24 protein-coding genes are annotated in these 26,870 nt (G+C 64.4%); 7 read left to right on the top strand and 17 right to left on the bottom strand.

Annotation, left to right across the window (positions count from 1 at the left end):
• Positions 1-6: 6 nt before the first annotated feature.
• The 5 genes from atpD to ACOOEX_RS04770 all read right to left on the bottom strand — a co-directional run bounded on the left by atpD (position 7) and on the right by ACOOEX_RS04770 (position 5,526).
• Positions 7-1,431, bottom strand: coding sequence for a F0F1 ATP synthase subunit beta (gene atpD / locus ACOOEX_RS04790; RefSeq protein ID WP_420397368.1), 1,425 nt, complete (start codon positions 1,429-1,431; stop codon positions 7-9).
• A gap of 19 nt (positions 1,432-1,450) precedes the next feature.
• Positions 1,451-2,326, bottom strand: coding sequence for a F0F1 ATP synthase subunit gamma (locus ACOOEX_RS04785; protein WP_420397367.1), 876 nt, complete (start codon positions 2,324-2,326; stop codon positions 1,451-1,453).
• A 12-nt stretch (positions 2,327-2,338) separates the two neighbouring features.
• Complete coding sequence (gene atpA / locus ACOOEX_RS04780; protein ID WP_420397366.1) at positions 2,339-3,877, bottom strand: F0F1 ATP synthase subunit alpha; 1,539 nt, start codon at positions 3,875-3,877, stop codon at positions 2,339-2,341.
• Complete coding sequence (locus ACOOEX_RS04775; RefSeq protein WP_420397365.1) at positions 3,878-4,438, bottom strand: F0F1 ATP synthase subunit delta; 561 nt, start codon at positions 4,436-4,438, stop codon at positions 3,878-3,880.
• A gap of 329 nt (positions 4,439-4,767) precedes the next feature.
• Positions 4,768-5,526, bottom strand: coding sequence for a class I SAM-dependent methyltransferase (locus ACOOEX_RS04770; protein WP_420397364.1), 759 nt, complete (start codon positions 5,524-5,526; stop codon positions 4,768-4,770).
• Positions 5,527-5,589: 63 nt separating this feature from the next.
• Between ACOOEX_RS04770 and gloB the strand changes: the two genes are divergently transcribed.
• Together gloB and clpA are read left to right on the top strand one after the other, a co-directional pair.
• Positions 5,590-6,357, top strand: coding sequence for a hydroxyacylglutathione hydrolase (gene gloB / locus ACOOEX_RS04765; RefSeq protein ID WP_420397363.1), 768 nt, complete (start codon positions 5,590-5,592; stop codon positions 6,355-6,357).
• Positions 6,358-6,544: 187 nt separating this feature from the next.
• Complete coding sequence (gene clpA / locus ACOOEX_RS04760; RefSeq protein WP_306044559.1) at positions 6,545-8,875, top strand: ATP-dependent Clp protease ATP-binding subunit ClpA; 2,331 nt, start codon at positions 6,545-6,547, stop codon at positions 8,873-8,875.
• A 35-nt stretch (positions 8,876-8,910) separates the two neighbouring features.
• Here clpA and ACOOEX_RS04755 read toward each other — a convergent pair whose 3' ends face one another.
• The 4 genes from ACOOEX_RS04755 to ACOOEX_RS04740 all read right to left on the bottom strand — a co-directional run bounded on the left by ACOOEX_RS04755 (position 8,911) and on the right by ACOOEX_RS04740 (position 14,286).
• A complete protein-coding gene (locus tag ACOOEX_RS04755; RefSeq protein ID WP_420397362.1) occupies positions 8,911-9,288 on the bottom strand; it encodes a DUF4440 domain-containing protein in 378 nt (125 codons plus the stop codon).
• Positions 9,285-12,425, bottom strand: a complete 3,141-nt coding sequence (locus ACOOEX_RS04750) for a peptidoglycan -binding protein (RefSeq protein WP_420397361.1) — start codon at positions 12,423-12,425, stop codon at positions 9,285-9,287. Before ACOOEX_RS04750 ends, ACOOEX_RS04755 begins: the two co-directional genes overlap by 4 nt.
• A 3-nt stretch (positions 12,426-12,428) precedes the next feature.
• Positions 12,429-13,589, bottom strand: a complete 1,161-nt coding sequence (locus ACOOEX_RS04745; protein WP_420398323.1) for a biopolymer transporter ExbB — start codon at positions 13,587-13,589, stop codon at positions 12,429-12,431.
• A 154-nt stretch (positions 13,590-13,743) separates the two neighbouring features.
• A complete protein-coding gene (locus ACOOEX_RS04740; RefSeq protein WP_420397360.1) occupies positions 13,744-14,286 on the bottom strand; it encodes a gamma-glutamylcyclotransferase in 543 nt (180 codons plus the stop codon).
• Positions 14,287-14,370: 84 nt separating this feature from the next.
• Here ACOOEX_RS04740 and ACOOEX_RS04735 point away from each other — a divergent pair, with 84 nt between their 5' ends.
• Positions 14,371-15,372, top strand: coding sequence for a DUF2125 domain-containing protein (locus tag ACOOEX_RS04735; RefSeq protein WP_420397359.1), 1,002 nt, complete (start codon positions 14,371-14,373; stop codon positions 15,370-15,372).
• On the opposite strand, the gene ACOOEX_RS04730 is transcribed toward ACOOEX_RS04735, so the two are convergent.
• The 4 genes from ACOOEX_RS04730 to ACOOEX_RS04715 form a co-directional block, all read right to left on the bottom strand.
• A complete protein-coding gene (locus ACOOEX_RS04730) occupies positions 15,369-16,370 on the bottom strand; it encodes an extensin family protein (RefSeq protein WP_420397358.1) in 1,002 nt (333 codons plus the stop codon). The two genes, ACOOEX_RS04735 and ACOOEX_RS04730, sit on opposite strands and share 4 nt — an antisense overlap.
• On the bottom strand, positions 16,367-17,302 hold the full coding sequence (locus ACOOEX_RS04725) for a prephenate/arogenate dehydrogenase family protein (protein WP_420397357.1): 936 nt from the start codon (positions 17,300-17,302) through the stop codon (positions 16,367-16,369). Before ACOOEX_RS04725 ends, ACOOEX_RS04730 begins: the two co-directional genes overlap by 4 nt.
• Positions 17,299-18,381, bottom strand: a complete 1,083-nt coding sequence (gene hisC / locus ACOOEX_RS04720; RefSeq protein WP_420397356.1) for a histidinol-phosphate transaminase — start codon at positions 18,379-18,381, stop codon at positions 17,299-17,301. Before hisC ends, ACOOEX_RS04725 begins: the two co-directional genes overlap by 4 nt.
• A gap of 299 nt (positions 18,382-18,680) precedes the next feature.
• Positions 18,681-19,367 carry a D-lyxose/D-mannose family sugar isomerase gene (locus tag ACOOEX_RS04715; protein ID WP_420397355.1) on the bottom strand — a complete coding sequence of 229 codons (687 nt, stop codon included), beginning with the start codon at positions 19,365-19,367 and terminating at the stop codon, positions 18,681-18,683.
• A 147-nt stretch (positions 19,368-19,514) separates the two neighbouring features.
• Here ACOOEX_RS04715 and ACOOEX_RS04710 point away from each other — a divergent pair, with 147 nt between their 5' ends.
• Positions 19,515-19,934 (top strand): hypothetical protein, encoded by a 420-nt coding sequence (locus ACOOEX_RS04710; protein ID WP_420397354.1) that lies wholly within the window; start codon positions 19,515-19,517, stop codon positions 19,932-19,934.
• Positions 19,935-20,001: 67 nt separating this feature from the next.
• Here the strand turns inward: ACOOEX_RS04710 and hppD are convergent, their stop codons facing one another.
• Positions 20,002-21,114, bottom strand: a complete 1,113-nt coding sequence (hppD, locus tag ACOOEX_RS04705; RefSeq protein ID WP_420397353.1) for a 4-hydroxyphenylpyruvate dioxygenase — start codon at positions 21,112-21,114, stop codon at positions 20,002-20,004.
• Between the two features lie 141 nt (positions 21,115-21,255).
• On the opposite strand from hppD, the gene ACOOEX_RS04700 reads away from it, so the two are divergent.
• Positions 21,256-21,711 (top strand): Lrp/AsnC family transcriptional regulator, encoded by a 456-nt coding sequence (locus ACOOEX_RS04700; protein WP_420397352.1) that lies wholly within the window; start codon positions 21,256-21,258, stop codon positions 21,709-21,711.
• Positions 21,712-21,785: 74 nt separating this feature from the next.
• On the top strand, positions 21,786-23,696 hold the full coding sequence (locus ACOOEX_RS04695; RefSeq protein WP_420397351.1) for a cation:proton antiporter: 1,911 nt from the start codon (positions 21,786-21,788) through the stop codon (positions 23,694-23,696).
• Here the strand turns inward: ACOOEX_RS04695 and cobT are convergent.
• Positions 23,693-24,709, bottom strand: coding sequence for a nicotinate-nucleotide--dimethylbenzimidazole phosphoribosyltransferase (cobT, locus tag ACOOEX_RS04690; protein ID WP_420397350.1), 1,017 nt, complete (start codon positions 24,707-24,709; stop codon positions 23,693-23,695). The genes ACOOEX_RS04695 and cobT overlap by 4 nt on opposite strands.
• Positions 24,710-24,798: 89 nt before the next feature.
• Between cobT and cobS the strand changes: the two genes are divergently transcribed.
• Positions 24,799-25,554, top strand: a complete 756-nt coding sequence (cobS, locus tag ACOOEX_RS04685; protein WP_420397349.1) for an adenosylcobinamide-GDP ribazoletransferase — start codon at positions 24,799-24,801, stop codon at positions 25,552-25,554.
• Positions 25,555-25,697: 143 nt separating this feature from the next.
• Here the strand turns inward: cobS and ACOOEX_RS04680 are convergent, their stop codons facing one another.
• Together ACOOEX_RS04680 and fdxA are read right to left on the bottom strand one after the other, a co-directional pair.
• Complete coding sequence (locus ACOOEX_RS04680; RefSeq protein ID WP_071688650.1) at positions 25,698-26,210, bottom strand: CarD family transcriptional regulator; 513 nt, start codon at positions 26,208-26,210, stop codon at positions 25,698-25,700.
• 281 nt (positions 26,211-26,491) lie between these two features.
• Positions 26,492-26,827 carry a ferredoxin FdxA gene (gene fdxA, locus ACOOEX_RS04675; protein WP_071688651.1) on the bottom strand — a complete coding sequence of 112 codons (336 nt, stop codon included), beginning with the start codon at positions 26,825-26,827 and terminating at the stop codon, positions 26,492-26,494.
• Between the last annotated feature and the right edge of the window lie 43 nt (positions 26,828-26,870).

Below are 26,870 nucleotides of genomic sequence, written 5' to 3'. Positions count from 1 at the left end.
TACTCCTTAGGCTGCTTCTGCGGCCAGGCGCTCGGCTTTTGCGATCACTTCGTCGATGCCGCCAACCATGTAGAAGGCCGCTTCGGGCAGGTGGTCGTATTCGCCGGCCACAACCGCCTTGAACGAGGCGATGGTGTCTTCCAGCGGAACCTGCACACCGTCAGAACCGGTGAACACTTTCGCCACGTCGAAGGGCTGCGAAAGGAAACGCTGAATCTTCCGGGCGCGGGCCACGGTCAGCTTGTCCTCTTCCGACAGTTCGTCCATGCCGAGAATGGCGATGATGTCCTGCAGCGACTTGTAGCGCTGAAGGATACCCTGAACGTCACGGGCAACCTGGTAGTGCTCTTCACCGACAACCTGCGGATCGAGGATCCGGCTGGAGCTGTCGAGCGGGTCCACGGCCGGGTAAATCCCGAGCTCGGAGATCGCACGCGACAGAACGGTGGTTGCGTCGAGGTGGGCGAAGGTCGTGGCCGGGGCCGGGTCGGTAAGGTCGTCCGCGGGAACGTAGACGGCCTGGATCGAGGTGATCGAGCCGGACTTGGTCGAGGTAATGCGTTCCTGCATCGCGCCCATGTCGGTGGCCAGCGTCGGCTGGTAGCCCACAGCAGACGGGATACGACCCAGAAGTGCGGACACCTCGGACCCGGCCTGGGTGAAGCGGAAGATGTTGTCGACGAAGAACAGAACGTCGGTCCCGGACTGGTCGCGGAACTGCTCGGCCAGGGTCAGACCGGTCAGCGCAACACGGGCACGCGCCCCCGGAGGCTCGTTCATCTGACCGTAAACCAGGGCAACCTGCGATTCTTCCAGGTTGTCGGGCTTGATCACGTTGGATTCGATCATCTCGTGGTAGAGGTCGTTGCCCTCACGGGTCCGTTCCCCCACACCGGCGAACACGGAGAAGCCCGAGTGCACCTTTGCGATGTTGTTGATCAGTTCCATGATGAGAACGGTCTTGCCCACGCCGGCACCGCCGAAGAGGCCGATCTTACCACCCTTGGAATAGGGTGCCAGAAGGTCGACCACTTTGATGCCGGTGACGAGGATTTCGGAGGCAGTGGACTGCTCTTCGAATTCCGGTGCGGGCTGGTGGATGGCGCGGGTTTCCGACGCGTTCACCGGGCCCTTTTCGTCAACGGGCTCGCCGATCACGTTCAGGATGCGGCCCAGGGTGGCGTTGCCGACCGGAACCGAGATGGGGGCGCCGGTGTCGGTGACGGATGCGCCACGCACCAGACCTTCGGTGGCGTCCATAGCGATGGTCCGCACGGTGTTTTCGCCCAGGTGCTGTGCCACTTCCAGAACAAGGGCCTTGCCGTTGTTCTCGGTGTTCAGCGCGTTGAGAATCTCGGGCAGATGATCCTCGAACTGCACGTCAACGACAGCGCCGATGACCTGCGTGATTTTGCCGACTGCTTGTGCCATGTCGTTTCTCCAGATTTCGTCAGAGCGCCTCGGCGCCCGAAATGATTTCGATCAGCTCGTTGGTGATGACGGCCTGACGCGAGCGGTTGAACTCGATTGTCAGCTTGTCGATCATCTCGCCAGCGTTCCGCGTTGCGTTGTCCATCGCCGACATCCGTGCGCCCTGTTCGGACGCCCCGTTTTCCAGCAGGGCCGAGAAGATCTGCGTTGCAACACCGCGCGGCAGCAGGTCTTCCAGAATGGCTTCTTCCGACGGTTCATAGTCATAGAGCGTCGAGGCATCGTCCGCCTCGGGCGCTTCGAACTTGGCCGGAATGATCTGGGTTTCGGTCGGGATCTGGCTGATCACCGATTGGAACGTGTTGAAGTAGATCGAGGCGACGTCGAATTCCCCGGCGTCGAAACGCGCAAGGATGTCACCGGCGATCTCGGCCGCATTTGCGTAGCCCACGCGCTTCACATCCGACAGGTCGACATGACCCACCATCAGATCGGCGTAATCGCGGCGCAGCTGTTCGCGGCCCTTCTTGCCCACAGTCAGGATCTTCACGGTTTTGCCACGCGCCTGCAAATCGGCGATCCGGGTGCGTACGAGACGCACGATCGTCGAGTTGAAGCCACCGCACAGCCCCCGCTCCGCCGTCAGCACCACCAGCAGGTGGGTCTGATCGGACCCGGTGCCCGCCAGAAGACGCGGGGCACCGTCGGAATTGCCGACCGAGGCGGCGAGGCCGCCCATGACGGCCTGCATCCGTTCGGCATAGGGGCGACCGGCCTCCGCCGCATCCTGCGCGCGGCGCAGTTTGGCGGCGGCGACCATCTGCATCGCCTTGGTGATCTTGCGGGTCGATTTGACCGACTCGATCCTGTTTTTTAGGTCCTTGAGGTTTGGCATTGCCTGACCTCCTTATGCGAAATCGGCGGCGAAGTCGTCGAGTGCTGCCTTGACCTTGTCTTCGAGCTCACCTTTGACCTTGCGGTCGTTGTTGGTGATGTCGTCCAGCAGATCCTGGTTCTTGCCACGCAGATGTGCCAGCAGACCGGCCTCGAAGCGACCGACGTCGGACATTGCCACGTTGTCGAGGTAGCCGTTGGTACCGGCGTAGATCACGCAGACGATTTCTGCGTTGGTCAGCGGCGAATACTGGGGCTGCTTCATCAGCTCGGTCAGACGGGCACCCCGGTTCAGCAGGCGCTGAGTTGCGGCGTCAAGGTCAGAGCCGAACTGGGCGAAGGCCGCCATCTCGCGGTACTGAGCGAGCGACAGTTTCACCGGGCCGGCAACCGAGGACATCGCCTTGGTCTGTGCGGACGAGCCCACACGCGACACCGACAGACCGGTGTTCACGGCGGGGCGGATGCCCTGGTAGAACAGCTCGGTTTCGAGGAAGATCTGACCGTCGGTGATCGAGATCACGTTGGTCGGAATAAAGGCCGACACGTCGCCGCCCTGGGTTTCGATGATCGGCAGAGCGGTCAGCGAGCCAGCGCCATGGTCTTCGTTCAGCTTCGCGGAACGCTCCAGCAGGCGGGAGTGGAGGTAGAAAACGTCACCGGGGTAGGCTTCGCGGCCCGGCGGGCGGCGCAGCAGCAGCGACATCTGACGATAGGACACGGCCTGCTTGGACAGGTCATCATAGATGATCAGCGCGTGGCGGCCATTGTCGCGGAAATATTCCGCCATTGCGGTTGCGGCATAGGGGGCCAGGAACTGCATCGGCGCGGGGTCGGATGCGGTGGCGGCCACAACGATCGAGTAATCGATCGCGCCGGTTTCTTCCAGCTTCTTCACCAGCTGCGCAACGGTGGAGCGCTTCTGGCCAACGGCCACGTAGACGCAGTAGAGCTTCTTGCTCTCGTCGTCGCCGGCGGCGTCGTTATAGGATTTCTGGTTCAGGATCGCGTCGAGCGCCACGGCGGTCTTACCGGTCTGACGGTCGCCGATGATCAGTTCCCGCTGGCCACGGCCGATCGGGATCATGGCGTCAACGGACTTGAGGCCGGTTGCCATCGGCTCGTGCACCGATTTACGCGGGATGATGCCCGGTGCCTTGCTGTCTGCAATGCGACGCTCAGAGGCTTCGATCGGACCCTTGCCGTCGATCGGGTTGCCCAGACCGTCGACAACGCGACCCAGCAGACCGTCGCCCGCGGGCACGTCCACGATCGAGTTGGTGCGCTTGACAGTGTCGCCTTCTTTGATGTCCCGGTCGGAGCCGAAGATCACGACACCGACGTTGTCGGCTTCGAGGTTCAGCGCCATCCCCATGATGCCGCCGGGGAATTCGACCATCTCACCTGCCTGGACATTGTCCAGACCGTAAACACGGGCGATACCGTCACCAACGGAGAGCACACGGCCCACCTCGGCGACTTCGGCCTCCTGGCCAAAGCTCTTGATCTGCTCCTTGAGGATCGCAGAGATCTCGGCTGCTTGGATAGTCATTTATCCGACCTCTTTCATAGTGTTCTGGAGGGTGTTGAGCTTGGAGCGGATCGACGTGTCGATCATCTTCGAGCCCACCTTAACGACAAGACCGCCAATGATACCTTCATCGACGGTCGCATTCAGTTTCACGTCCTTGCCAACGGCGGCCTTGAGGGCCTTTGCCAGCTTGTCGGACTGGGTTTTGGTCAGCGCCTTGGCCGACACGACATCGGCGGTCACTTCGCCTTTGTGATCGGCGATCATCCCACGCAGCGCGGCGGCCATCTGGGGCACCACGAACAGACGGCGCTTGGTGGCCATCAGTTTCAGCGTGTTGGACATGATTGCACCCAGGCCCATGGCCGAGGCAACGGCCGCAATTCCGGCCTGCATGTCTTCGCGCGAATAGATCGGCGACGCGATCAGATCCCGCAGGTCTGCGCTGTCGGCCAATGCGCCTTCCAGCGTGGCCAGATCGGCCTCCAGCGCATCGAGCGCATTATCCTCTGTGGCAAGATCGAACACCGCCGTCGCGTAGCGCGAGGCAATGCCGGTCGAGATCGAAGCTGTTTCCGACACGTCCACCCTTCCGATACAGTGGCCGGGACCACATCCTGAGATGTGCCCGGCGGTTCTGTCTAAAGGCGGTATCTGTCCCCGCCCACCTGAAATCGCGCTGGATGTATCAGAGGGTTCTACAGCCTGCAACAGCCACGGCATCTGGCGAGATTCCGCCGAACCCCCTGTTTTTCCGGGGTTTTGGCAATTTTCGCCGTCCTGCGACGCTTTGAAGCTAGTGAATTTTCAAGCTTTTTCTGTGGATAAGGCGCGAGTCAGGTGCAACTGTATGCCTTGGCACACCACGGTATGCCTTCGATTCACCCGTCCCGTGAGAGATGAACAAGCCCCTACACGGCGTCATTATCCCTAACGCGGGCAGGCTGGGGCGCAGAATCGAGGATGCGCAGGGGTCGTTTGACGCGTTCTGCCAAACCGGGCCGCGTGGGGGCGAATGTGTGTTTTCTGGCCTCCAGCATGATCACCCCACCCGCATAATAGTTGGACAGTTTCCGGCCCATGTTCTCGACCAGTTCAGAGCTTTTCAGCCAGAATCGCCCGTGGCTGGGCGGCGCGAACAGGGCGGCGCGGTGGCGTTCGGGTTCGAACCCGTGATTGCGGATCTGCTCCTCCAGTTGCCCGAGCGAATAGGGCCGGCCAAAGCCAAAGGGCGTCGCATCGCGCCGCGCCCACAGCCCGCCCCGGTTCGGAACGATGAACAGCGCCTTGCCGCCCGGTGCCAGAACGCGGTGGCATTCCTCCAGCACCGCCGCGGGATGCTGAGATGTTTCCAGCCCGTGCAGGCAGACAAGCCTGTCGACAAGCCCCGCAGGCAGCGGCCAGCGAGTTTCGTGGCATAGGACACTGACATTGTCCTGCCCCGCAGGCCAGGGCATCACCCCCTGCGCGCCCGGCATCAGGCCGATGACCCGTTCCGCCTCGCCCAGATAGGGGCGCAGCAACGGCACCGCGAAACCGAATCCCACCACCGTCTGCCCTCGCGCCTCGGGCCAGAACGCCGTGACCTGATCGCGCACCGCCTTTTGCGCGATGCGGCCTAGCCGGGTCCGGTAGTAGAACTGGCGCAGGTCCAGCACGTCGAGATGCATTGCAACCCCCTCGGGTTTGGGCGACGGTCGGGGGGCAGCTTACCCGGGAAGAAGGAAATTGCCATGCCCTTGCAGATCGTCACCGTTCCCTGCCTTGCGGACAACTATGCCTTCCTGCTGCATGACGCAGCCTCCGGGGCCACGGCGGTTGTCGATGTGCCCGACCCGGAGCCCATTCAGGCGGAATTGACCGCGCGGGGCTGGACGCTGACCGACATCCTGATCACCCATCATCACTGGGACCATATCGACGGCGTCGCACCGTTGGTGGACGCGACCGGGGCAAAGACCTGGGGCAACGCCGCCGACGCGGGCCGCCTGCCACCGCTGGATCATGCGGTCAATCCCGGGGACGCCGTGACCATCGGCGGCGAAACCGGCACAGTGATCGAGGTCTCCGGCCACACCGTCGGCCACATCGCCTTTCACTTCCCGGGCAGCAAGGCCGTCTTCACCGCCGACAGCCTGATGGCGCTTGGCTGCGGGCGTCTGTTCGAGGGCAGCCCCGAGATGATGCATGCAAGCCTTGCCCGGCTTGCCGCCCTGCCCCCGGAAACCATGGTCTGTTCCGGCCACGAATACACCGCCAGCAACGCGAAATTCGCTCTGACCATTGATCCCGGCAATCCGGCGCTTATCTCTCGTAGCAAGGCCATCGCCACCGCCCGCGCCGAAGGGCGGTCCACAGTGCCCTCGACCCTGCAGGAAGAACTCGACACCAACCCCTTCCTGCGCGCCCATGACCCTGCCATCCGCGCGCAGCTTGGACTGGAGACCGCCGACGATGTGGCCGTCTTCACTGAAATCCGTGCCCGCAAGGACCGATTCTGAGCGGCGCGCATTCACCCCCATTTGCCACCCGATTAGGCGACATCACGAAAAATGGCAGGGGCGCAAAGAAAAATTGAAGAGAAATGCCTTGAACTGCACGGACAAAAACCGAACCTTAACAGTATGAGGCCACTGTCGGACGCGAGCGCCCCCTCGCCCGTCCGGCGCAACGAAAGGAGCACAGGCAGTGCCGTCGTTTTCGAACACCCTTGAGCAGGCCATCCACGCCGCGCTGGCGAACGCCAATGCGCGCCGTCATGAACTCGCAACTCTGGAGCATCTGCTGCTCGCCCTTCTGGAAGAGCCTGACGCGATGAAGGTCATGCAGGCCTGTTCCGTCGATCTTGAAGAGCTGCGCCAGACCCTTGTGGAATTCATCGACGAGGAGCTGTCGACGCTGGTCACCGATGTGGAAGGGTCCGAGGCGGTGCCGACCGCCGCCTTCCAGCGCGTGATCCAGCGCGCCGCGATCCATGTCCAAAGCTCTGGCCGGACCGAAGTGACCGGTGCGAATGTGCTGGTGGCGATCTTCGCAGAACGCGAATCCAATGCCGCCTATTTCCTGCAGGAACAGGACATGACCCGCTATGACGCGGTGAATTTCATTGCCCATGGCGTTGCGAAAGACCCGTCCTTCGGCGAATCCCGTCCCGTAAGCGGGGCAAATGAAGAGGACAGCATTCACGGCAATGCTGAAACCGCCTCCGAGGGCGACGGCAAGGAATCGGCGCTGGCCAAGTATTGCGTCGACCTGAACGCCAAATCCGTAAAAGGGGATATCGACCCGCTGATCGGGCGAGAGCACGAGGTGGAACGCTGCATTCAGGTGCTGTGCCGCCGCCGCAAGAACAACCCGCTTCTGGTGGGCGATCCCGGCGTGGGCAAGACCGCCATTGCGGAAGGACTGGCCAAGAAGATCGTCGAGGGTCAGACGCCCGAGGTTCTGCAAGGGGCCACGATCTATTCGCTCGACATGGGCGCGCTTTTGGCGGGCACCCGCTATCGTGGCGATTTCGAGGAGCGGCTGAAGGCCGTGGTCAGCGAACTGGAAGATCACCCCGACGCGGTGCTGTTCATCGACGAAATCCACACCGTGATCGGCGCGGGCGCGACATCCGGCGGGGCGATGGACGCCTCGAACCTGCTGAAGCCCGCGTTGCAGGGCGGCAAGCTGCGCTGCATGGGCTCGACCACTTACAAGGAGTTCCGTCAGCATTTCGAAAAGGACCGCGCGCTCAGCCGCCGGTTCCAGAAGATCGACGTGAATGAGCCCTCGGTGGAAGACACCGTGAAGATCCTCAAGGGCCTCAAACCCTATTTCGAGGACCACCACGACATCAAGTACACCAATGACGCTATCAAGGCGGCGGTGGAACTGTCGGCGCGCTATATCAATGACCGAAAACTGCCGGACAAGGCCATCGACGTGATCGACGAGGCCGGGGCCGCGCAGCATCTGGTGGCCGAATCCAAGCGCCGCAAGACCATCGGCGCGAAAGAGATCGAGGCCGTCGTGGCCAAGATCGCCCGCATCCCGCCCAAGAACGTCTCGAAGGATGACGCTGAGGTTCTGAAAGATCTCGAACGCAGCCTCAAGCGCGTGGTGTTCGGGCAGGACAAGGCCATCGAAGCGCTCGCCAGCGCCATCAAACTGGCCCGCGCGGGATTGCGCGAACCCGAAAAGCCCATCGGCAACTACCTGTTCGCCGGCCCCACCGGTGTCGGCAAGACCGAGGTCGCCAAGCAACTGGCCGATACGCTCGGGGTGGAATTGCTGCGCTTCGACATGTCGGAATACATGGAGAAACACGCCGTCAGCCGCCTGATCGGCGCGCCCCCGGGCTATGTGGGCTTCGATCAGGGGGGCCTGCTGACCGACGGTATCGACCAGCATCCCCATTGTGTGCTGCTGCTCGACGAGATCGAGAAGGCCCACCCGGACGTGTTCAACATCCTGCTGCAGGTGATGGACCACGGCACGCTGACCGATCATAACGGACGGTCCGTCGATTTCCGCAACGTCGTGCTGATCATGACCTCGAACGCGGGCGCGGCGGAACAGGCGAAATCCGCCATCGGCTTTGGTCGCGACCGGCGCGAGGGCGAGGATACCGCCGCCATCGAGCGCACCTTCACGCCCGAGTTCCGCAACCGTCTGGATGCGGTGATCTCCTTCGGGGCGCTGCCGAAAGAGGTGATCCTGCAGGTGGTCGAGAAATTCGTACTGCAACTAGAAGCGCAGCTTCTGGACCGCAACGTGACCATCGAACTGACGCGGCCCGCCGCAGAGTGGCTGGCGGACAAGGGCTATGACGACAAGATGGGCGCCCGCCCCCTTGGCCGCGTCATCCAGGAGCACATCAAGAAGCCGCTGGCCGAAGAGCTTCTGTTCGGCAAGCTTGCCAAGGGCGGCAATGTCAAGGTTGGTGTCAAGGATGGCGAGATCGACCTGCGCATCGAAGAACCGGGCGCGCGGCGGATCACGTCGAAGAAGCCACCGCTTCTGACAGCGGAATAGGAACGAAAAGGCGCCCCACGCGGGCGCCTTTTTTCTTACGGCACCGCCATCCCGGTCGCGGGCGTGTCCTGGCTGAAAATATTAACCCAACCCTCTCCGCTGCGACGCCAGATGGAGGAGACATACATCTCCTCTTCCTCTGCCCGTCCAACCCGCAGATAGCGCGCGCGATAAGCCAGCAGCGCGTGGTCCGCGCCAAGCGGCTTCACCTGCACATCGGTCAGATGGAACCGCGCCACGGTCGGTCCATCCGCCAACTGCCCGGCATGGTCCCCCTTCCCGGCGAATCCGTCCGGGTAGACCCCCAGAAAATCCGCCGACAAGGCGGCGGCATCCGCTGCGGCATCGCCCTTGACCAGGGCCTCCCACACACGGGTTTCACGGGCCAGCAATTCATCCAGAAGCGCGCTCATCGCTCGGTCAGCTTCAGCTCGATCCGGCGGTTCTGGGCCTGCCCCTCGGGCGTGTCGTTGGATGCAATCGGGCGGTACTCGCCAAACCCCGTCGCCGCCAGCCGCGCAGGTGGAAAGCCGAGCTCGTCGCTCATGAACAGCACCACCGACAGGGCGCGGGCCTGGCTCAGTTCCCAGTTATTGGCGTATTCGGCGGTCGGGCGCAGTTGCTGGTCATCGGTATGACCATCGACACGGACGATCCAATCCACCGACAGGGGGATTTCCCCTGCCACGTCGAACAACAATTCCGCCACATTGGCGATCTGTGCCTCCCCTTCGGGTGAGAGATCGGCAGACCCGACCTCGAACAGCACCTCGGAGGCGAAGACGAAACGATCCCCCTCGATCCGCACCCCGTCGCGGCCTTCCAGCAATTCGCGCAGGCGGCCGAAGAATTCCGACCGATAGCGCTCCAGTTCCTGCGCCTCGGCGGCCAGCCGTTCGGCCTCGGCCTCGGCCAGACGCCGCGCTTCCGCTTCGGCCTCGGCGCGGGCCGCTTCGGATTCCGCCAGCGCATCGCTTTCGGCAGCCAACCGCGCCAGTGCCGCGTTCAGATCGGCCCCGAGCGTTTCCACCTGCACCTGCGCCGCCGCATCCGCCGCCTGCGAGGCATCGAGCAGCCCCTGCAACTCGCCAAGCTGCGTGCGCAGCGCCGCCACCTGTTCGTTCAAAGCCGCGATCTGGCGCTGACTTTCCGCCGATGCCGCCTCGGCCGTTTCCAGTTCCAGATTGGCCTGCGCCAGCAAGGCCGACTGCTGCTCGGCCTCGCTCAGGCGGTCTTCGGCGGTGGTCTCGGCCAGCATCTGCGCGGTCAGCGCGGCGGCCAGTTGTTCCTCCAGATCGGACAGCGCCCCTGCGGCTTCTGCTCCCGCCGTTTCCCGCGCGGCCTCGGATGCCGCCAGTTCCGCCTCAAGCGCCGCGATGCGCGATTCCGCCGTTTGTTCGGCCCGCGCCAGATCCAGAAGGGCCTGTGTCAGCTCTGCCTCCATTGCGGTCAGGGCCGTCTGGTTGGCGGCCTGCTCTTCCCGCAGAACGGCGCTTTCGGCCTGTGCGGCAGAGAGATTGGCCTCAACCTCTGCCACCCGGTCCGCTGCCAGCGTGGCCCGAGCAAGCGCTGTGGCCAGCTCTGCTTCCAGCGCCGTCAGCTCCGCAGCGCGCCGGGCCAGCCCCTCTTCGGCGGCCTGGGTTTCGGCCCGCGCGGCGACCAGATCGGTTTCCAACGCGGCAATGCGCGCCGCATCCTCGCCGGCCTGCGCCTGTGCCGACTGAAGCGCGGCGGCCAGTTGCGTTTGCAGCGCATCTAGGCTTTCGGAACTGTTGTCGAGATCCGATTGCGCGGCGGCAGCTTCGGCCCGGGCGGTTCCCAGATCCTGTTCCAGCGCCGCGATCCGTTCGGCATCACGCGTGGCCCGCACAAGGGCTGCGGCCAGCTCCGCCTCCAGCCGGGTCAATGAGGCCCGGCTCTCGGTCAGTTCCGCCTGAGCCGCGGCGGCAGTGCCTTCGGCGGCCGCCACGTCTGCCTCCAGCTCCGCAAGCCGCCCGGCATCCGCTTCCGCGCGCTGATCGGCCTGTTGCAGAGCCGTCGCAAGCTGTGTTTCCAACCCGGCAACCGTTTCCTCGCTTGCCGTCAGGGCAGCCGCTGTCGCGGCGGCGTTGGCATTGGCAGCCGCGATATCCTCTTCCAGCGCGGCGATCCGCGTGCGGCTTTCCGTGGCTTGCGCCGTCAATCGGGCCAGGGCGCGCGCCAGTTCCTCCTCCAGCGAGGACATCTCGCCAGCGCGCTCCTCCGCCACCGATTGCGCGGCTTCCAGCGCCGCCTGTGTCTCGGCCAGAGCGGCGGCGTCCTGCGCCCGAGCGGCCAGCGCCAAGGCCAACTGCCCCTCCAGGTCCGACAAGCGTCCCGCTTCCTCGCTGGCTGCGGCGAGGCTTGTCTCCAGTTCCTCGATCCGGTCGCCCTGCGCGGTGTTGTCAGCCAGCGCCGCGGCCAGACGGGCTGCAAAGTTCTCCCGCGCCTGATCGGCAGCGGCCAGCAGGGTCAGCGTGTCCTCCGCCTCCTGCCGCCGCTGTTCCAGCGCAAGCGCCATGGCGGTCAGTTCAGCATCAGCTTCTTGCAGGCGCGCGCGCAGGGCCTCGGCAGCGGCGGCCTCTGCCAGACGGGCGGCCTCCTCGTCGGAAAGCTGCGCCTGAGTATCCGCCAGCCGGTCGCGCAGCGCGGCAGCGGCGGCGGCCTCGGCCAGACGCGCGGCCTCTTCGCTGTCGAGATCGGTTTCCAGCACCGAGAGCCGTTCGCGCAGCGCGGCCGCCGCCGCCTGTTCGGCCAGCAGCGCCGCTTCCTCAGCGGTCAGCTCCTGCTCCAATTCAGCGATCTGCGCTTCGAGCGATGCGGTCAGGGCCTCCTCACCTGCCAGCGCGGCAAGCGCCGTGGTCAGGTCGGTCTGCAACCCCGCCGAGGTTTCTTCCTGCGCCTGCAAGGCGGCCAGCGTGTCAGCAAGCGTCGCCTCCTGCGCGGCGGCCTCCGTTTCCAGATCGGCGATAAGCGCCTCCAGCGCCTCGCGTTCGGCGGCGGCCAGGCGCGCCTGTTCGGCGGCCACGTCGATCTCGTCGCGCGCGGTGGCAAGGGCCAGCGTCAGCGCGTCAACCTCTGACACCCGCGCCTCCAGATCCGCCTGCACCGCATCGCGTTCCTCGGTCAGATCCGTGTTGGCCGCAATCAGCGAGGCCACCTGCGCCTCGAAATCGGCAATGCGCGCCGCCTGCCCTTCGGTCTCAGCCGTCAGCGAGGCGATCAACGCCGCCTGCATCTGCAATTCGCCCTCGGCCTCGGACAGGCTGGCCCCAAGAGTCGCCACCCGTTGTTCAAGCTGTGCCGAGCGGCTTTGCGCCAGGCCGAGCGCGTCGGCCAGTTCATTGAGCTGCGCGTTCAGAACGTTCAGCTCGTCATCCTGGTTGTTGATCGTTTCCGACAGCACGAACTGCACGATCATGAAGATCGTCAGAACGAAGATCATCACCATCAAAAGCGCGGTGATGGCATCCACGAAACCGGGCCAGATCGAGGCGGTAAATCGCGTGCCGGAACGCCGGTGGAAGGCCATGGATCAGCCCTCCGGGGCCGGGTCTTCGGGGGGCGCATGACGTTGCGGGGCGGGGCGTTGGCGGGGCTGCGAGGCCGAGCGCGTCAGTTCCCGGATCGCACCGGTCAGCTCTCCGATATCGGCGCGCAGGGCGCCGATCTCTTCCTGCCGCGAACTGCCCATTTCCTCGAAGATCTTCAGCAACTGCACGTCGATGGACCGCAGACGCATCCGGCTTTCCGCGTCAATGCCCCCTTCGCCGGACGTGGCCGCCAGCACCTCGGCCAGCCGGTCCTGCGCGGCCGACAGGCGTTCGGTCGCGGCCACCTGTCCGGGTCCGAGCCGTTCCGCAAGGTCCGCCAACACCCCCGTCATCTCGCCAAGGCGTGCCTCGGTCTCCTGATGGCGCGCCTCGGATTGGGTAAACAGCCCCTGCAGCGTGTCGATCTGATCGACCATGTGATCCAGCACCGTGGCAATCGCCGCCCGGTCCAGCCCGCCGCCTTCACCCTCGCCCGACGAAAAACTGACGCGGGTGATCGTGGACAGCCATTCCTCCATCTCGCGGTAGAACCGGTTCTGGCCATGGCCCGCGAACAGCTCCAGCAACCCCACGACCAGCGACCCCGCGAGGCCAAGCAGCGACGAGGCGAAGGCCGTGCCCATGCCGCCCAGTTGATCCTCCAGCCCGCCCATCAGGCGCGAAAACACTTCGATGCCGGAGTCGTCGGCAGAGGGTTGCAGCGAGCGGATGGTTTCCACCACCGCCGGCACCGTCACGGCCAACCCGTAGAACGTGCCCAGAAGCCCAAGAAATATCAGCAGGCTGGTGATGTAGCGCGTGATGTCGCGCGCCTCTTCCATCCGCGCGCCGACCGAATCCAGCACCGAACGCGACGAGGCGGAGGTCAATTGCAGCCGCGATCCACGTGCCTGAAAGATGCCCGACAGCGCTGCCAGTAGAAGCGGCGGTTTGCCCTGATCCTCACCCGCGCCATTGGCGATCCCCTCGATCCACGAGATCGACGAGAACAATTGCACCACCTGCCAGAAACAGGCCAGAACGCCGGCAAAGAAGACAAGCGCGATCGTGCCGTTGAGATAGGTATTGGCGGTCACCACCGGCTCGATGCTGGCCCAGACAAGGAAGGTGCCAAACCCCACCAGCCCGCAGATCATCAGCATGATCGCGATCTGGCGGATCGGTTGCGTAAAGCGCGGCGCGTCGGGTCTGCTCGTCACGGTGTTCTGGCCATCCCGTTTTTCACGCGCTCACCCTACCCCGCCCGCAGCAATCTGCCAAGCGTTGCGGGGCCTTCGCATGCATTCCGGCGCAAGGTCACCCCTGTTTCAGCGCCCGAACCCGGTGCACCAGCCAATCCAGATCGGCATCGGCCAGATCGAGCTCGGCCAGATGGGCGGCGGTGTTGTAGAGGTATTCGTCATTCGGGCCACGACCGCCGACCGCGCGGGCGATGATCTGCGCCTGTTTTTCTAGGCTCATCCCCGCCACATATTGCTCATGTTCGGGGTCGATCACATAGGTAACGGCCACGGCCTCTCCCCCGTCATGGAAGGTGATCGGCAATTCACGCTCCAGATAGGCCGAGGAAATCAGCTCCCGCTCGCGCAGATACTCGATGGTGGCGGGCGCTTTGGCCGCTTCGACCCGGAAGGCGACGCCATCGCAATGCGCCGCGTCCGCTGCATCCAGCGCCAGCACCAGACCGGGGCTTTCCACCGAGCCACGATGGTGGATCGAACTCATGCAGAAGGACCGGTGCCAGCCGGGAAGCCGTGCGATCCGCGTCTCGACCACATCGAAACCGGGGTTCCAGATCAGCGATCCGTATCCGAACACCCAAAGATCCGCCGTGCTCATGCCAATACCACCTTGTCCTATGGTCACTCGTGCCCGTCCCCGTATATGCAGGCAGCGGGCGGGATGAAACAGGAGAGTCGCGCGATGAAGCTCTGGGCCTGGGTGATCGGCGCGCTGGTCATGATCTGGTCGGTTGTGTGGCTGGCCGGGTCCATCGCCACGGAACGGCTGGTGACCTATTGGCTGAACGACCGCGAGGCCGCCGGGTGGGCCGTGGCCCATGACAGCGTGCAGACCTCGGGCTATCCGTTTCGCTTCGTCACAACCCTGCCGGGGCTGATGCTGGCCGATCCGTTCAGCGGGTGGGCGCTGGAGGCGGACGGGTTCCGCCTGGACCAGGACAGCTACCAGCCGCAGGCGATCCGCGCGATCTGGCCAGCCGAACACACACTGTCCACCCCCTATGAACGGATCACGATCCGCGCCGATCAGCTGGAGGCGATGCTGCATGTCCGCCCGCTGGAGTATCTGGCGCTGGTGCAATCCGAAACCCGCATCGCGGCGCTGGAGATGGACAGCGACCTGGGCTGGTCCAGCCGGGTGAATCAGGCCCTGGCGATGGTGGTGGAACGCGACGAGCCGGGCTACCGCTACGACATCCGCATCGACGCCAGCGGCGTGACCCCGGCAGGCGAGGTTCTGGCTCTGCTCGATCCAGCGGGCGTGCTGCCGCAGGAGATCGAAACCGTCCGCTTCGAGGCCGTCATGGGCTTTGCCCGCACCTGGGACCTGACGGCGCTGGAAAGCAGCCGCCCGGCAATCACCCGCGTGGAACTGGCCGAGCTACGGGCCGACTGGGGCGATCTGGCGCTGCGCCTTTCGGGAGATCTGGATGTGGATGCCGAAGGGCTGCCCACGGGCGATCTGTCTGTCCGGGCGCAGAACTGGCGCGAGATGATCGAGATCGGGGTGAATGCGGGGGCCATTCCAGTGGGGTTCCGCGGCACGCTGGAAACCGGGCTTGGCCTGCTGGCGGGCCTCTCAGGCAGGCCCGAAGATCTTGACGCGACGCTCCGCTTTTCCGGCGGGCAGGTCTATTTCGGGCCGATCCCTCTTGGCCCCGCCCCACGCCTGATCCTGCGTTAGCGGCAATAGGCACCATTGCGGTAAGCGGCGACGTCGAAATGGAAATGGTCGCGGTGATAACGGTCTGCCCCCGGCCCCAGAACCGTGCCGAAGGTGCCGCAGGCGGCCTCGTGCAACTGCCTGAGGATACGCCCCTCGCGCCCGCCATCCCAGTCGTCCAGCACGGAGATTTCGGACCCGTCCACCAGACCGATCCCGGCGATATCAATGGCGTTTCCGGTGGCATGTTCCGACAGCCGCGCGCCGGGTTGGTTGTTGCGCGTCCGGCAGGAATAGGAGGCGACGACGCGCAGCGACGCCACCCCGCCCCCATGGCGCCCCACAGTGGGGATGACCGCGTCGTTCAGCCATTCCTGCACCGCCAGGGCCGTATCACAGTTGATCGTGGCGGGCTGCGCCAGGGTGATGCCGTCGATCTCGCGCACTCTTACGGGTTCCGCAATGCCGCAGCCGTTGATGCGCCCCGGAATCCGTTCCAGCCGGTCACCGATGATACCGCGCTGCCCGCAGAGCGCCCCACGTTGGCCCGGCTGCGTCACCCGCCCCGGCGTGCCCCGCGTTTCCGCCGCGCGAATGGCCGCGGCCAGCCCCGCAGGCCGTTCGACCGGGCGCAGGGACACGCGCACCGCCGTCACACCCGGCGGGTTGAGCCGGTTTTGTCCCGTCAAAAGCGCCAGCAACCCGCGCGGCGGCCCCCTCTCTTCGGTCTCTTCCGGGGGCAGTTCCGCCACGATGGTCTGATCCGGGCGGATCTCCGTCACCTGCTCGGCCCGTCCGGGCCTGTAGATCGGCCGCAGGGACGCCGACGGCGCCAGATCGGTGGCCCGGATCGTCACCACAAGCGGATCGGAGGGCCCGACCACCCGGTCGGCAGGGCCTTGCGGCGCCGGGGTGGAGACAGGGCGCGGCAAGGGCCGCAGGGATTGCGCGGGCGCATAGGCCTGGGCAGGCAGGGCAAAGCCCAGTACCGCCACCAATGCCGCCCGCGCCAGCCTCATCCCGCGTCCCCGCCCTTGCGCGGCTTGACCCGGCCAAAGTCCGGCGCGTCCGTGTCCTGACCGGCCTCGATAATGCCACGCCGGATCGCCCGTGTGCGGGTGAAATAATCGTGCAGCGCATCGCCATCGCCCATGCGGATGGCACGTTGCAGCACAAACAGTTCCTCAGTGAAGCGACCGAGGATATCCAGCACCGCCTCCTTGTTGGTCAGGAACACGTCGCGCCACATGGTCGGGTCGCTGGCGGCAATCCGGGTGAAGTCGCGGAACCCGGCGGCGGAATACTTGATGACTTCGCTCTCGGTCACCCGGCGCAGGTGATCGGCGACGCCGACCATGGTGTAGGCGATAAGGTGCGGGGTGTGGGAAGTAACGGCGAGCACAAGGTCATGATGCTCCGCGTCCATTTCCTCCACCAATGCCCCCATGCCTTCCCAAAGCGCGCGCAGCTTCGCCACCGCCGCCGGGTCGCTGCCCTCGACCGGGGTCAGCAATGTGTAGCGGTTCTCGAACAGTTCCGCGAAGCCAGAGCGGGGGCCGGAATGCTCCGTCCCCGCCAGAGGGTGGCCGGGGATGAAATGTACACTCTCGGGCAGATGCGGGCCAACGCTGTCGATCACGTCCTTCTTGACCGACCCCACATCGGTGATCGTCGCGCCGGGGGCCAGATGCGGTGCAATCTCTTGTGCCACGCGGCCCATGGCCCCCACGGGAACCGCAAGAACCACCAGATCGGCGCCTTCCACGGCTTCGGCGGCGCTGTCCACGACCATATCGCAGAGCCCGATTTCCCTTGCCACGGCGCGGGTTTCTGCCGACCGCGCGGTGCCCACGGTCTCACCGGCCAACCCGTCACGCCGCATGGCATGGGCCATGGACCCCGCGATCAGTCCCAGGCCGATCAGGGCGACCCTTTGGTAGATCACGCTCATGCCGTGCCTCCGAAATCCGCCATCGCATCCAACACGCGGGTCACATCGGCCTCTGACCCAACCGTGATGCGGATGCAATCGGGCAGGCCATAGCCCGCCACCAGCCGCACGATGATGCCCTTCGACTTCAGATGCGCGTCGGCGGCCTGTGCCGTTGCCTCATTCCCCATCCGGCAGAGGATGAAATTACCTTCCGACGGATCGGAGGGGAAGCCAAGCGCCGCCATGCCCTCCGCCAGCCGCTTGCGCTGCACGGTATTCACCACCCGGCAATGATCCACATAGCCCGTATCGCGCACCGCCGCCTCGGCCCCCGCCAGCGCCAGCGTAGACAGGTTGAACGGCCCGCGCACCCGGTTGAGCACGTCAATCACGGCGCGGGGGGCATAACCCCACCCGACCCGCAACCCGCCAAGACCGTAGATCTTGGAAAAGGTCCGGGTCATCACGACGTTGTCACGCGCATCCACAAGTCCCGCGCCACCATCGAACCCATCCACATATTCCGCATAGGCCCCGTCCAGAACCAGCAGGCAATTCTCCGGCAGCCCGGCCGCCAGCCGCGCCACCTCGTTGCCGCCGATCATGGTGCCGGTGGGATTGTTGGGGTTGGCAATGAAGACAAGCCGCGTGCGGCTGGTCACCTTGTCAAGGATCGCGTCGACATCGACGGTCCGCTCCTGCTCCGGCGCAACCACGGGCGTGGCCCCCGCCGCAAGGGCGGAGATCTTGTACATCAGGAACCCGTGTTCGGTATACAGCACCTCGTCGCCCGGCCCCGCATAGGCCTGGCACAGGAAGGTGATGATCTCATCCGAGCCGACACCGCAGATGATCCGGTCAGGGTCCAGCCCATGGACCTCGCCAATGGCGTTTCGCAACGCGGCATGATCGGTCGAGGGGTAAAGATGCATCGCCCCCGCCGCGGCCTGAACCGCCTCCACGGCCTTCGGTCCCGGCCCGAACGGGTTCTCGTTCGAACTGAGCTTCAGCGGCTTTTCCTGCCCCGCGATTGAGGCCCCGCCACCCTGGTAGAGCGCGATTTCCATTATGCCGGGTTGTGGGCGGATCTGGGTCATGATGCGGAACCTTCTGGTAACCTGTCCGGCGCGTTTTAGCGGCCCGCCCCGCCCTTGGGAAGCCGCGCCCGACACTCCGGCGACAATCAGCCTGCGACATCAATGCTTTCGTTAAGGTTAACGGGCTCGCCAACCCGCCCCCCTGACGCTTTCATCTTGGCAAAAGTACCTCGGGGGAGTCGCCGAAAGGCGGCGGGGGCAGCGCCCCCATCCCCGGTCGAAACCTGTCGCGGCCTCAAACGTGGCCCGCCAGGGCCGCGCCGGTCGACGTGCCGAAGGCACGGCGAAATCCCTCCCGATCACCCTAACCAGTGCGCGTAATCCGACACCAGCAAATGCACCGGCGCCACATCCTCCTCGATCTCCGCAAAGCGCCCGATCGGGTCCCGGAACCAGTTGTCGGTTTCGTCGTCGTTCACGGTCGAGACCTCCCCGATCAGCACATCGCCCCCCTCGCCCCAGAACGCGTGCCAGTCGCCCGGCATCAGGGTGATGCTTTCACCGGGTGCGAACCGCAGCACCTCACCGGGCGCAAACTCCCGCTCAACACCGTCGCACAGTACCGTGCCGCCCGCCGTCTCGTCGAGACTGCCATCGGGGGCCGAGCCAAAAAGCTCAATGGCCATGTCCGCCCCGCCCCGGTTGATGATGTCCTCCGCCTTCAGATAATGCCGGTGCATGGGGCTCAGCTGATCCTTACGGGAAATCAGCAGTTTCTCGGCATAGCACATGCCGCCGCCCCGTTTCAGATCTGCCTGCCGCCCGTTCCTGAGCGTAAACAAAAACAGCCCCATATCCTCGAACCGTCCCGCGCCATAATCGGTGATATCCCAGCCCATGTGCCCCTCGACCAGCCGCGCAATCTCCCCCCGGCGCGCCTGCATCTCCTCGGGGGTCCAATGGGCGAAAGGGGGCAGGGCAAAGCCAAAGGACCGGATGAAGGCATCTGCCTCGGCCATGATGTCGTTGATCTCGGAGCGTTTCATCTGCGCCTCTCAATTTACATGACCTCCGACATGCCGACCGAAACCCGGTATCGCAAATGAAATTTGGTTAAGGATATTGCATATTTGACCGATGGAGCGACGTGGCCCTAGGATTTACTCTCATAGATTGCATGACAGGGGGATATCATGCTGATCACGCTCAAGATCATTCACATGTTCGGCCTATTCGCAGGTGGCGCCGCCAGCATCGGCAATGGGCTCCTGCTGAAAAAGGTCATCACCTCAAAGGCACCACCGCCGCCGATGGTCGCCCAGACCATGGGGATCATCGGCAAGATCGGTTTCGCTGCGATCATTCTTTTGTGGCTCTCGGGGGTCGGGATACTTGTCCTGTCCTATGACACCATGGCAATGGGCTGGACCTTCTGGGTCAAGCTCATCGGGGCCACAGCTGTGCTTGTACCGGTGTCGATGATGACCGCGATTGCCGTGAAGGCCGAGAAATCCGGCACACCGCCTGACCTTGCCCGCATGAAGGTTCTGTCCTCCATCGCGCGCGGCGGCGTGGCCATCGCCATCATCTTCGGCGTCGTCGCCTTCAACTGACGAAAAACCCCCGCCCGGATCGTGCCAGGCGGGGGTCCCTCCCCGGGTCTTTGACGCGTCGCCCTGATCAGGCCGCGTCACCCTTTTCTTCGTCCGTGAACAGCCCGCGTTCGATCTGTTCGGCCTCGATCGACTCAAACAGCGCCTTGAAGTTGCCCTCGCCGAACCCGTCATCGCCCTTGCGCTGGATAAACTCGAAGAAGATCGGCCCGATCACGGTCTTGGAGAAGATCTGCAACAGGATCTTCGTTTCCCCTCCATCGACCACGCCTTCGCCGTCGATCAGGATGCCGTGCTTCATCATCTTCTCTTTCGGCTCGTCATGGCCTTTGACCCGCTCATAGGACAGGTCGTAATAGGCCTCGTTCGGGCCGGGCATGAAGCGGATGCCGGCATTCGAGATCAGGTCGGTCGAGGCGTAGATGTTCTCGGTCCCCACGGCGATGTGCTGAATGCCCTCGCCCTTGTAGCGGCGCAGGTATTCGACGATCTGCCCCTTCTCGCCCCGATCCTCGTTGATCGGGATGCGGATGCGCCCGCAAGGGGAGGTCAGCGCGCGGGAATAAAGCCCGGTAAACTTGCCCTCGATATCGAAGAAACGGATTTCCTTGAAATTGAACAGATCGCCATAGAAGTTGAACCAGACGTCCATATTGCCCTTATGAACGTTGTGGGTCAGGTGATCGAGGTAGTAAAACCCTGCGCCCTGCGGGTGCGCGCTGCTGATCCAGTCGAACTCCTCGTTATAGGGCGAGGCGTCGAAATAGCGGTCGGTGAAATAGATCAGGCTGCCACCGATCCCCTTGATCGCGGGCCAGTCGAGCGTCTTGTCCGCGCCCTCATAGGCTTCCGCGCCCTTGGAAATCGCGTGCTCATAGGCGTGCTGCGCATCGACGACGCGCCAGGCCATGGCGGGGGCGCAGGGCCCGTGTTCTTCCACGAACTTGGCGGCAAAGCTGCCCGGCTCCGCGTTCAGGATGTAGGAAATATCGCCCTGCTGCCACAGCTCCACCGCCTTGGTCTTGTGATTGGCGGTATGGACAAAGCCCATCTTGGCAAAAAGATCGCGCAGCTCCTGCGGGTCGGGATGGGCGAATTCGACGAATTCGAACCCGTCGGTGCCGGCAGGGTTCTCTGTGGAAATAGTGGCGCGGGGGGCGTCATGCGGGAACGGGCCCATGGGCGTTTCCTCCTGTCTGGTGTTCGCTTAGGTCGAATTTACCGCGTACACCCCGCATAAAATGCGCGAACTTCATTGCCATAGCTAAATTTTGTGCGATGAAGTAGCGCAGTTGTGGGATATCACGCGAGATAAACGCACATGATCGACGACACCGACCGCCGCCTTCTGAAAGCGATTCAGCACAATGCGGGACTGACCGCGCAGGAATTGGGCGACCGGCTGAACCTCTCGGCCAGCCAGGCCGGCCGCCGCCGCCAGCGGCTGGAACAGGCAGGCATCGTCACCGGCTCCCGCGCCGTGGTCTCGCCCGAGGCGCTCGGTCTCACCGTTCAGGCCTTCGTGCAGGTGCAGATGGCCACCCATGACCCCGCGCAGGTCCGCGCCTTCACCCGGATCGTCGATACACGGCCCGAGATCATCTCGGCCTGGACCCTGACCGGCGAGGCCGATTACCTGCTCAGGGTCTACTGCACCGATCTGGGCGCGCTGCACCGGCTGATTCACGAGGTCATCCTGCCCACCCCCGCCGTCGCGCGGGTGCAAAGCCAGATCGTCATGGATCAGCAGAAACCCGACGCGCCCCTGCCCACCTGACAGCCTGTGCTGTTGCCAAACCGCCGCAGACCCGCGATGCTGCACCTGCGAACACTTTCAGGACGACCCGCCCCATGGACAGCATCCTTTTCGAGGCCACGCTCTACCTCGCCGCGATGGTGATCGCGGTACCGCTTTCGGTGCGGCTCGGGCTGGGGTCCGTGTTGGGCTACCTCATCGCGGGCATCGCGCTGGCCCCGATCCTCTATCAGGTGGGGGCCGATCCGCACGGGCTTCAGCATGTGGCGGAGTTCGGCGTTGTCATGATGCTGTTCCTGATCGGGCTGGAGCTGAACCCCAAGGGCCTTTGGGAAATGCGTGACAAGCTGGTCGGGCTTGGCGGCGCGCAGATCGGCCTCTCGACGGCGGTTCTGGGGGGCGGGGCCTTTATCCTTGGCCTGCCCTGGCAACAGGCGCTGGCCGTCGGGCTGATCTTTGCGCTGTCCTCCACCGCGATCGTCCTGCAAACCCTGACCGAAAAGAAACTGCTGCGCACGGGCGGCGGGCGATCCGCCTTTTCCGTCCTGCTGACGCAGGATATCGCCGTTATCCCGATGTTGGCGCTGCTGCCGCTGCTGGCCACGGTTCCGGCGGCACAGTTCTCCCCCGATGGCTCGATCCAGCGCCCCGGCATGGAGGCCGCCGCCGAGACCGGCATGTCGCTTGTCGAGGGCCTGCCCGCCTGGGGCGTGACGCTGATCACCATCGCCGCCGTCGCCGCCGTCATTATCGGGGGACGCTTCCTGACCCGCCCGCTGTTCCAGTTCATCCACATGGCGCGACTGCGCGAGATGTATACCGCCGTCGCGCTGATTATCGTCGTGGGCATCGCGTTTCTGATGGTGCTCGTGGGTCTTTCACCCGCTCTCGGGGCCTTCATCGCGGGCGTGGTTCTGGCCAATTCCGAGTTCAAGCACGAACTGGAAGCCAATATCGAGCCGTTCAAGGGCCTGCTTCTGGGCCTCTTCTTCATCACTGTGGGCGCAGGCATTCATTTCGATGTGCTCTGGACGCATCTCTTCACGATCCTCAGCCTGACCTTCGCGGTGATGATCTCCAAGGGCCTCATCCTCTACGGGATCGGCCTGGCGGCAGGCCTGCGGGGCCGCGACCAATGGCTCTTCACCCTCAGCCTCGCACAGGCGGGTGAATTCGGCTTCGTGCTGATCTCCTACGCGGTCGGCAGCCACGTGTTGCCCGATCACGTGTCCGAAATCCTTCTGCTCGTCGTCGCCCTGTCGATGCTGCTGACGCCGCTGTTCTTCATCCTGTACGAGATGCTCTCGAAACTGGTGAAAGACACCGCCGAGGAAGGCCCCGCCCCGGATGAAATCGACAGCCCCGAAAGCATCATCATCGCAGGCACCGGCCGCTTCGGGCAGGTGGTCAACCGGATGCTCCAGCTCTCGGGCTTCAAGACTGTGGTGCTGGATGCGGACCTCGCCACGATCCAGCTTTTGCGCCGTTTCGGCATTCACGGCTATTTCGGCGACCCCACGCGGCCCGAATTGCTGCATGCGGCGGGGCTCGACCATGCCAAGGTGCTGGTGGTGGCCATGGACGGCAAGGAAGAAGTACTGAAACTGGTGCGCTACGCCCGCCGCCGCCGCCCCGATATCCATATCGTCGCCCGCGCCTATGATCGGGTGCACACCTATGAACTGTATCAGGCGGGCGCGAATGACATCGTGCGCGAGATGTTCGACAGCTCACTCCGCGCCGGGCGCTACGTGCTCGAAAACATGGGGCTGTCCGAATACGAGGCGCATGAGATGGAAATGGCCTTCTACCGCCATGACCGCCATGTGCTGCGCGAATTGGCAGAGCTGTGGCAGCCCGGCATCCCCCTGGCCGAGAATGACGCCTATGTGGCCCGCTCGAGCGAGTTGAACGCCAATCTGGAAACCGCCATCGCCACGCATCTGGACGAGGCCGAGTTGCCGGAGCCGGTCGAGGACGAAGAATCCTCGCGGGACGGCGTTTAGCCGTCCGACACACCGGCCTCGGCAAAGGTCGCCATGCCGGAATGGCAGGCAATCGCGCCTTTCAGCACATTGATCGCCAGCGCCGCGCCGGACCCTTCGCCAAGCCGCATGTTGAGCGCCAGAAGCGGCTCTTTGCCAAGGCGTTCAAGCACCGCACCATGGGCGGTTTCCGCCGACAGGTGCCCCGCCACCGCGTGATCCAGAGCGCCCGGCACGGCCTGTTCCAGCGTTGCCGCCGCCGCCGTGCAGATGAACCCGTCGAGGATGACCGGAATGCGCAAGACCCGCGCGTGGGCAATCGCCCCCGCCATTGCCGCAAGCTCCCGCCCGCCAAGGCAGCGCAGCGCCTCCAGCGCCTCCTCGCCCGCCTGCGGGTTCGCCGCCAGCCCCTCGGCCACGACCTGCGCCTTCAGCGCCAGGCCCGCGTCATCGACGCCTGTGCCGCGCCCCGTCCAATCGGCGGCCTCACCGCCAAAGAGCGCCAATGCGATGGCGGCGGCGGAGGTGGTGTTGCCGATCCCCATCTCACCGGTGACCAGCAGGTCGGCCTTGGGGTCGACCGCGTTCCAGCCGGTCGCCAGTGCGGCCACGACCTCAGCTTCGCTCATGGCCGGACCCACTGAGAAATCCGCCGTAGGTTTGTCCAGGTCCAGCGCATGGACCTGCATGCTTGCCCCTGCCGCCTTCGACAACTGGTTGATCGCCGCGCCACCCGCCTCGAAATTGGCGACCATCTGCACCGTAACCTCGGCCGGAAAGGCCGACACGCCCCGCGTCGTCACCCCATGGTTACCTGCGAAGATCAGCACCTGTGGGGCGGTGATCGAAGGCCGCACATCGCCACGCCAGCCCGCATACCAGATTGCCAGATCCTCCAGTCGCCCAAGCGCGCCCGGCGGCTTGGTCAGCTGTCCGTTGCGGTCCTGTGCACCCGAAATGGCGGCGCTGTCCGGGCCGGGGGCCTCCGCCAGAAGGGCGCGGAACTCGGCAAGGCTGGTGAAGGGCGTGGTCATCGGCGTCGGTCTCTCTGTCATTGCCAAAGGGGCGTTTGGGCGGATATGCCGGATTGTCCATTGGAATGCGACCGAAAGGATCCGGGATCATGGCCCCGCGCGACATTCTGCAACAGATTACCGGCGATCTGCGCCTCTCCCTCGGGTTGCTGACCCGATTGCCCCTGCCGGGTGAGCCTGACCTGACCCGTGGCGCAGCGGCGGCCTGGGCCTGGCCTCTGGCGGGGTTGGCCCCTGCCCTGCTGGCCGGGCTGGCGATCTGGCTGACCTCTGGGCTTGGGTCCGGCCTGTCTGCAGCGCTGGCGCTTGCGGTCATGGCGATGGTCACCGGGGCCATGCATGAGGACGGGCTGGCAGATACCGCCGACGGGCTCTGGGGTGGCTGGACGGCAGAGCGGCGGCTGGAGATCATGAAGGACAGCCATATCGGCACCTACGGGGTTCTGGCGCTGATCCTGTCCGTGCTGGCGCGCTGGTCGCTGCTGGCCGGACTGATCACGGCGGGGCAGGCTTTGCCAGCGCTGATGGCCGCCGCGCTGCTGTCGCGTGTGCCGATGGTGGCGCTGATGGCCTGGATGCCGCCCGCCCGCGAAGGCGGGTTGTCACGGGCCGTGGGGCAACCACCGCTGGAGGCTGCCGGGATCGGCGGGGGTGTTGCGCTGGTGCTGGCAATGGCCCTGACCGGAAGCACTGCAATCTGGGCTGCGCTGCTGATTGCGGCTGTGGCCATCGCACTCGGGATGCTGGCGAAGGCCAAGATCGGCGGTCAGACCGGCGACATTCTGGGTGCCAGCCAGCAACTATCCGAAATCGCCGCCCTCGCCGTTCTGGCAGCCTCGCTCTGACCTCGCGGCAAAGGCGCTTGCAAGCGCCTTCAGAGAAGCGGTTTCGAAACCGCTTTCAAGGGCCTTCGAAGGCCCTTCCCAACCAAGGAAAAACCCCGCCGCATCGCTGCAACGGGGTCAATTCCTGAACCACTCAGGTCAGATCAGGCGGCGCGGGCGGTCAGCACCTCGTCGACGCGCTTCTGCGCCCCGGCCTCATCCATGCCGTTCACGGCAGCCAGCTCACGGGTCAGACGCTCCAGCGCCGCCTCATAGAGCTGACGCTCGGAATAGGACTGTTCGCGCTGGTCATCGGCGCGGTGCAGGTCGCGGACCACTTCGGCGATCGAAATCAGGTCGCCCGAGTTGATCTTCTGCTCATATTCCTGCGCCCGGCGCGACCACATGGCGCGCTTCACCCGAGCCTTGCCCTTGAGCGTATCCATGGCCTTCTTCACCACATCGGGGCTGGACAGCGAACGCATCCCGACCTCGGTGGCCTTTGCCGTTGGCACCCGCAGGGTCATCTTGTCCTTCTCGAAGGAGATCACGAAAAGTTCGAGCGACAGCCCGGCGATTTCCTGTTCCTCGATGGACACGATCTGCCCGACCCCATGCGCGGGGTAGACGACATAGTCGTTCGGGCGAAAGTCCTGCGATTTGCGCGATTTGCTCATATGGTTTTCCTTTTACAGCCCGGTCACGGGCGACAAAAACACCGCGAGGAAAGCGGGACTTTCCACTACGGGCTGTCATTCTTTGATTTCATGCGCGGTGTGGCACGACCGCGTCTTGTGCGTTCACGAGACATCCTTTGTAACAGGAATATAGCACAAAATTCGACCATTTCAAAGATTCGCAATGCAACTATCGCCAAAAGCCCTGTTTTCACAGGGTTTTGCCGCAGCGCAACATCACATTTGGCACCAGCAACACAGCCAGCGCCGGGGCGAATCGGTCAGCCGCCCTCGCCCGGGGCTTCCGACAGAAGCGGCAGCTTGCCGTCCTTGCCGTCAAATTCCTCTGCCGTGGGCAGCGGATCCTTCTTGGAAACAATAACCGGCCACATCTCGGAATATTTCCGGTTCAGCTCCACCCATTTTTCCATGTCCGGCTCGGTATCGGGCCGAATCGCGTCCGCCGGGCATTCCGGCTCGCAGACACCGCAATCAATGCATTCATCGGGATGAATGACGAGGAAGTTCTCCCCCTCGTAGAAGCAATCCACCGGGCATACCTCGACGCAGTCGGTGTATTTGCAGTTGATGCAGTTTTCGATCACGGCGTAGGTCATGGCACTTCCGTTCAGCAACTCTGGGGCCGGTTTAATCCGGGCC

Source organism: Nioella sp. (assembly GCF_965215655.1).
Classification (GTDB): domain Bacteria; phylum Pseudomonadota; class Alphaproteobacteria; order Rhodobacterales; family Rhodobacteraceae; genus Nioella.
Note: the sequence above shows the minus strand (reverse complement) of the source record. Positions and strands in the feature narration are given on the sequence as shown.

Bases quoted from the DNA above. Each gene is read 5' to 3' on its own strand.
- atpD (WP_420397368.1), bottom strand. From the start codon at position 1,431: ATGGCACAAGCAGTCGGCAAAATCACGCAGGTCATCGGCGCTGTCGTT.
- ACOOEX_RS04785 (WP_420397367.1), bottom strand. From the start codon at position 2,326: ATGCCAAACCTCAAGGACCTAAAAAACAGGATCGAGTCGGTCAAATCG.
- atpA (WP_420397366.1), bottom strand. From the start codon at position 3,877: ATGACTATCCAAGCAGCCGAGATCTCTGCGATCCTCAAGGAGCAGATC.
- ACOOEX_RS04770 (WP_420397364.1), bottom strand. From the start codon at position 5,526: ATGCATCTCGACGTGCTGGACCTGCGCCAGTTCTACTACCGGACCCGG.
- gloB (WP_420397363.1), top strand. From the start codon at position 5,590: ATGCCCTTGCAGATCGTCACCGTTCCCTGCCTTGCGGACAACTATGCC.
- ACOOEX_RS04755 (WP_420397362.1), bottom strand. From the start codon at position 9,288: ATGAGCGCGCTTCTGGATGAATTGCTGGCCCGTGAAACCCGTGTGTGG.
- ACOOEX_RS04750 (WP_420397361.1), bottom strand. From the start codon at position 12,425: ATGGCCTTCCACCGGCGTTCCGGCACGCGATTTACCGCCTCGATCTGG.
- ACOOEX_RS04745 (WP_420398323.1), bottom strand. From the start codon at position 13,589: ATGCTGATGATCTGCGGGCTGGTGGGGTTTGGCACCTTCCTTGTCTGG.
- ACOOEX_RS04740 (WP_420397360.1), bottom strand. From the start codon at position 14,286: ATGAGCACGGCGGATCTTTGGGTGTTCGGATACGGATCGCTGATCTGG.
- ACOOEX_RS04735 (WP_420397359.1), top strand. From the start codon at position 14,371: ATGAAGCTCTGGGCCTGGGTGATCGGCGCGCTGGTCATGATCTGGTCG.
- ACOOEX_RS04730 (WP_420397358.1), bottom strand. From the start codon at position 16,370: ATGAGGCTGGCGCGGGCGGCATTGGTGGCGGTACTGGGCTTTGCCCTG.
- ACOOEX_RS04725 (WP_420397357.1), bottom strand. From the start codon at position 17,302: ATGAGCGTGATCTACCAAAGGGTCGCCCTGATCGGCCTGGGACTGATC.
- hisC (WP_420397356.1), bottom strand. From the start codon at position 18,381: ATGACCCAGATCCGCCCACAACCCGGCATAATGGAAATCGCGCTCTAC.
- ACOOEX_RS04715 (WP_420397355.1), bottom strand. From the start codon at position 19,367: ATGAAACGCTCCGAGATCAACGACATCATGGCCGAGGCAGATGCCTTC.
- ACOOEX_RS04710 (WP_420397354.1), top strand. From the start codon at position 19,515: ATGCTGATCACGCTCAAGATCATTCACATGTTCGGCCTATTCGCAGGT.
- hppD (WP_420397353.1), bottom strand. From the start codon at position 21,114: ATGGGCCCGTTCCCGCATGACGCCCCCCGCGCCACTATTTCCACAGAG.
- ACOOEX_RS04700 (WP_420397352.1), top strand. From the start codon at position 21,256: ATGATCGACGACACCGACCGCCGCCTTCTGAAAGCGATTCAGCACAAT.
- ACOOEX_RS04695 (WP_420397351.1), top strand. From the start codon at position 21,786: ATGGACAGCATCCTTTTCGAGGCCACGCTCTACCTCGCCGCGATGGTG.
- cobT (WP_420397350.1), bottom strand. From the start codon at position 24,709: ATGACCACGCCCTTCACCAGCCTTGCCGAGTTCCGCGCCCTTCTGGCG.
- cobS (WP_420397349.1), top strand. From the start codon at position 24,799: ATGGCCCCGCGCGACATTCTGCAACAGATTACCGGCGATCTGCGCCTC.
- ACOOEX_RS04680 (WP_071688650.1), bottom strand. From the start codon at position 26,210: ATGAGCAAATCGCGCAAATCGCAGGACTTTCGCCCGAACGACTATGTC.
- fdxA (WP_071688651.1), bottom strand. From the start codon at position 26,827: ATGACCTACGCCGTGATCGAAAACTGCATCAACTGCAAATACACCGAC.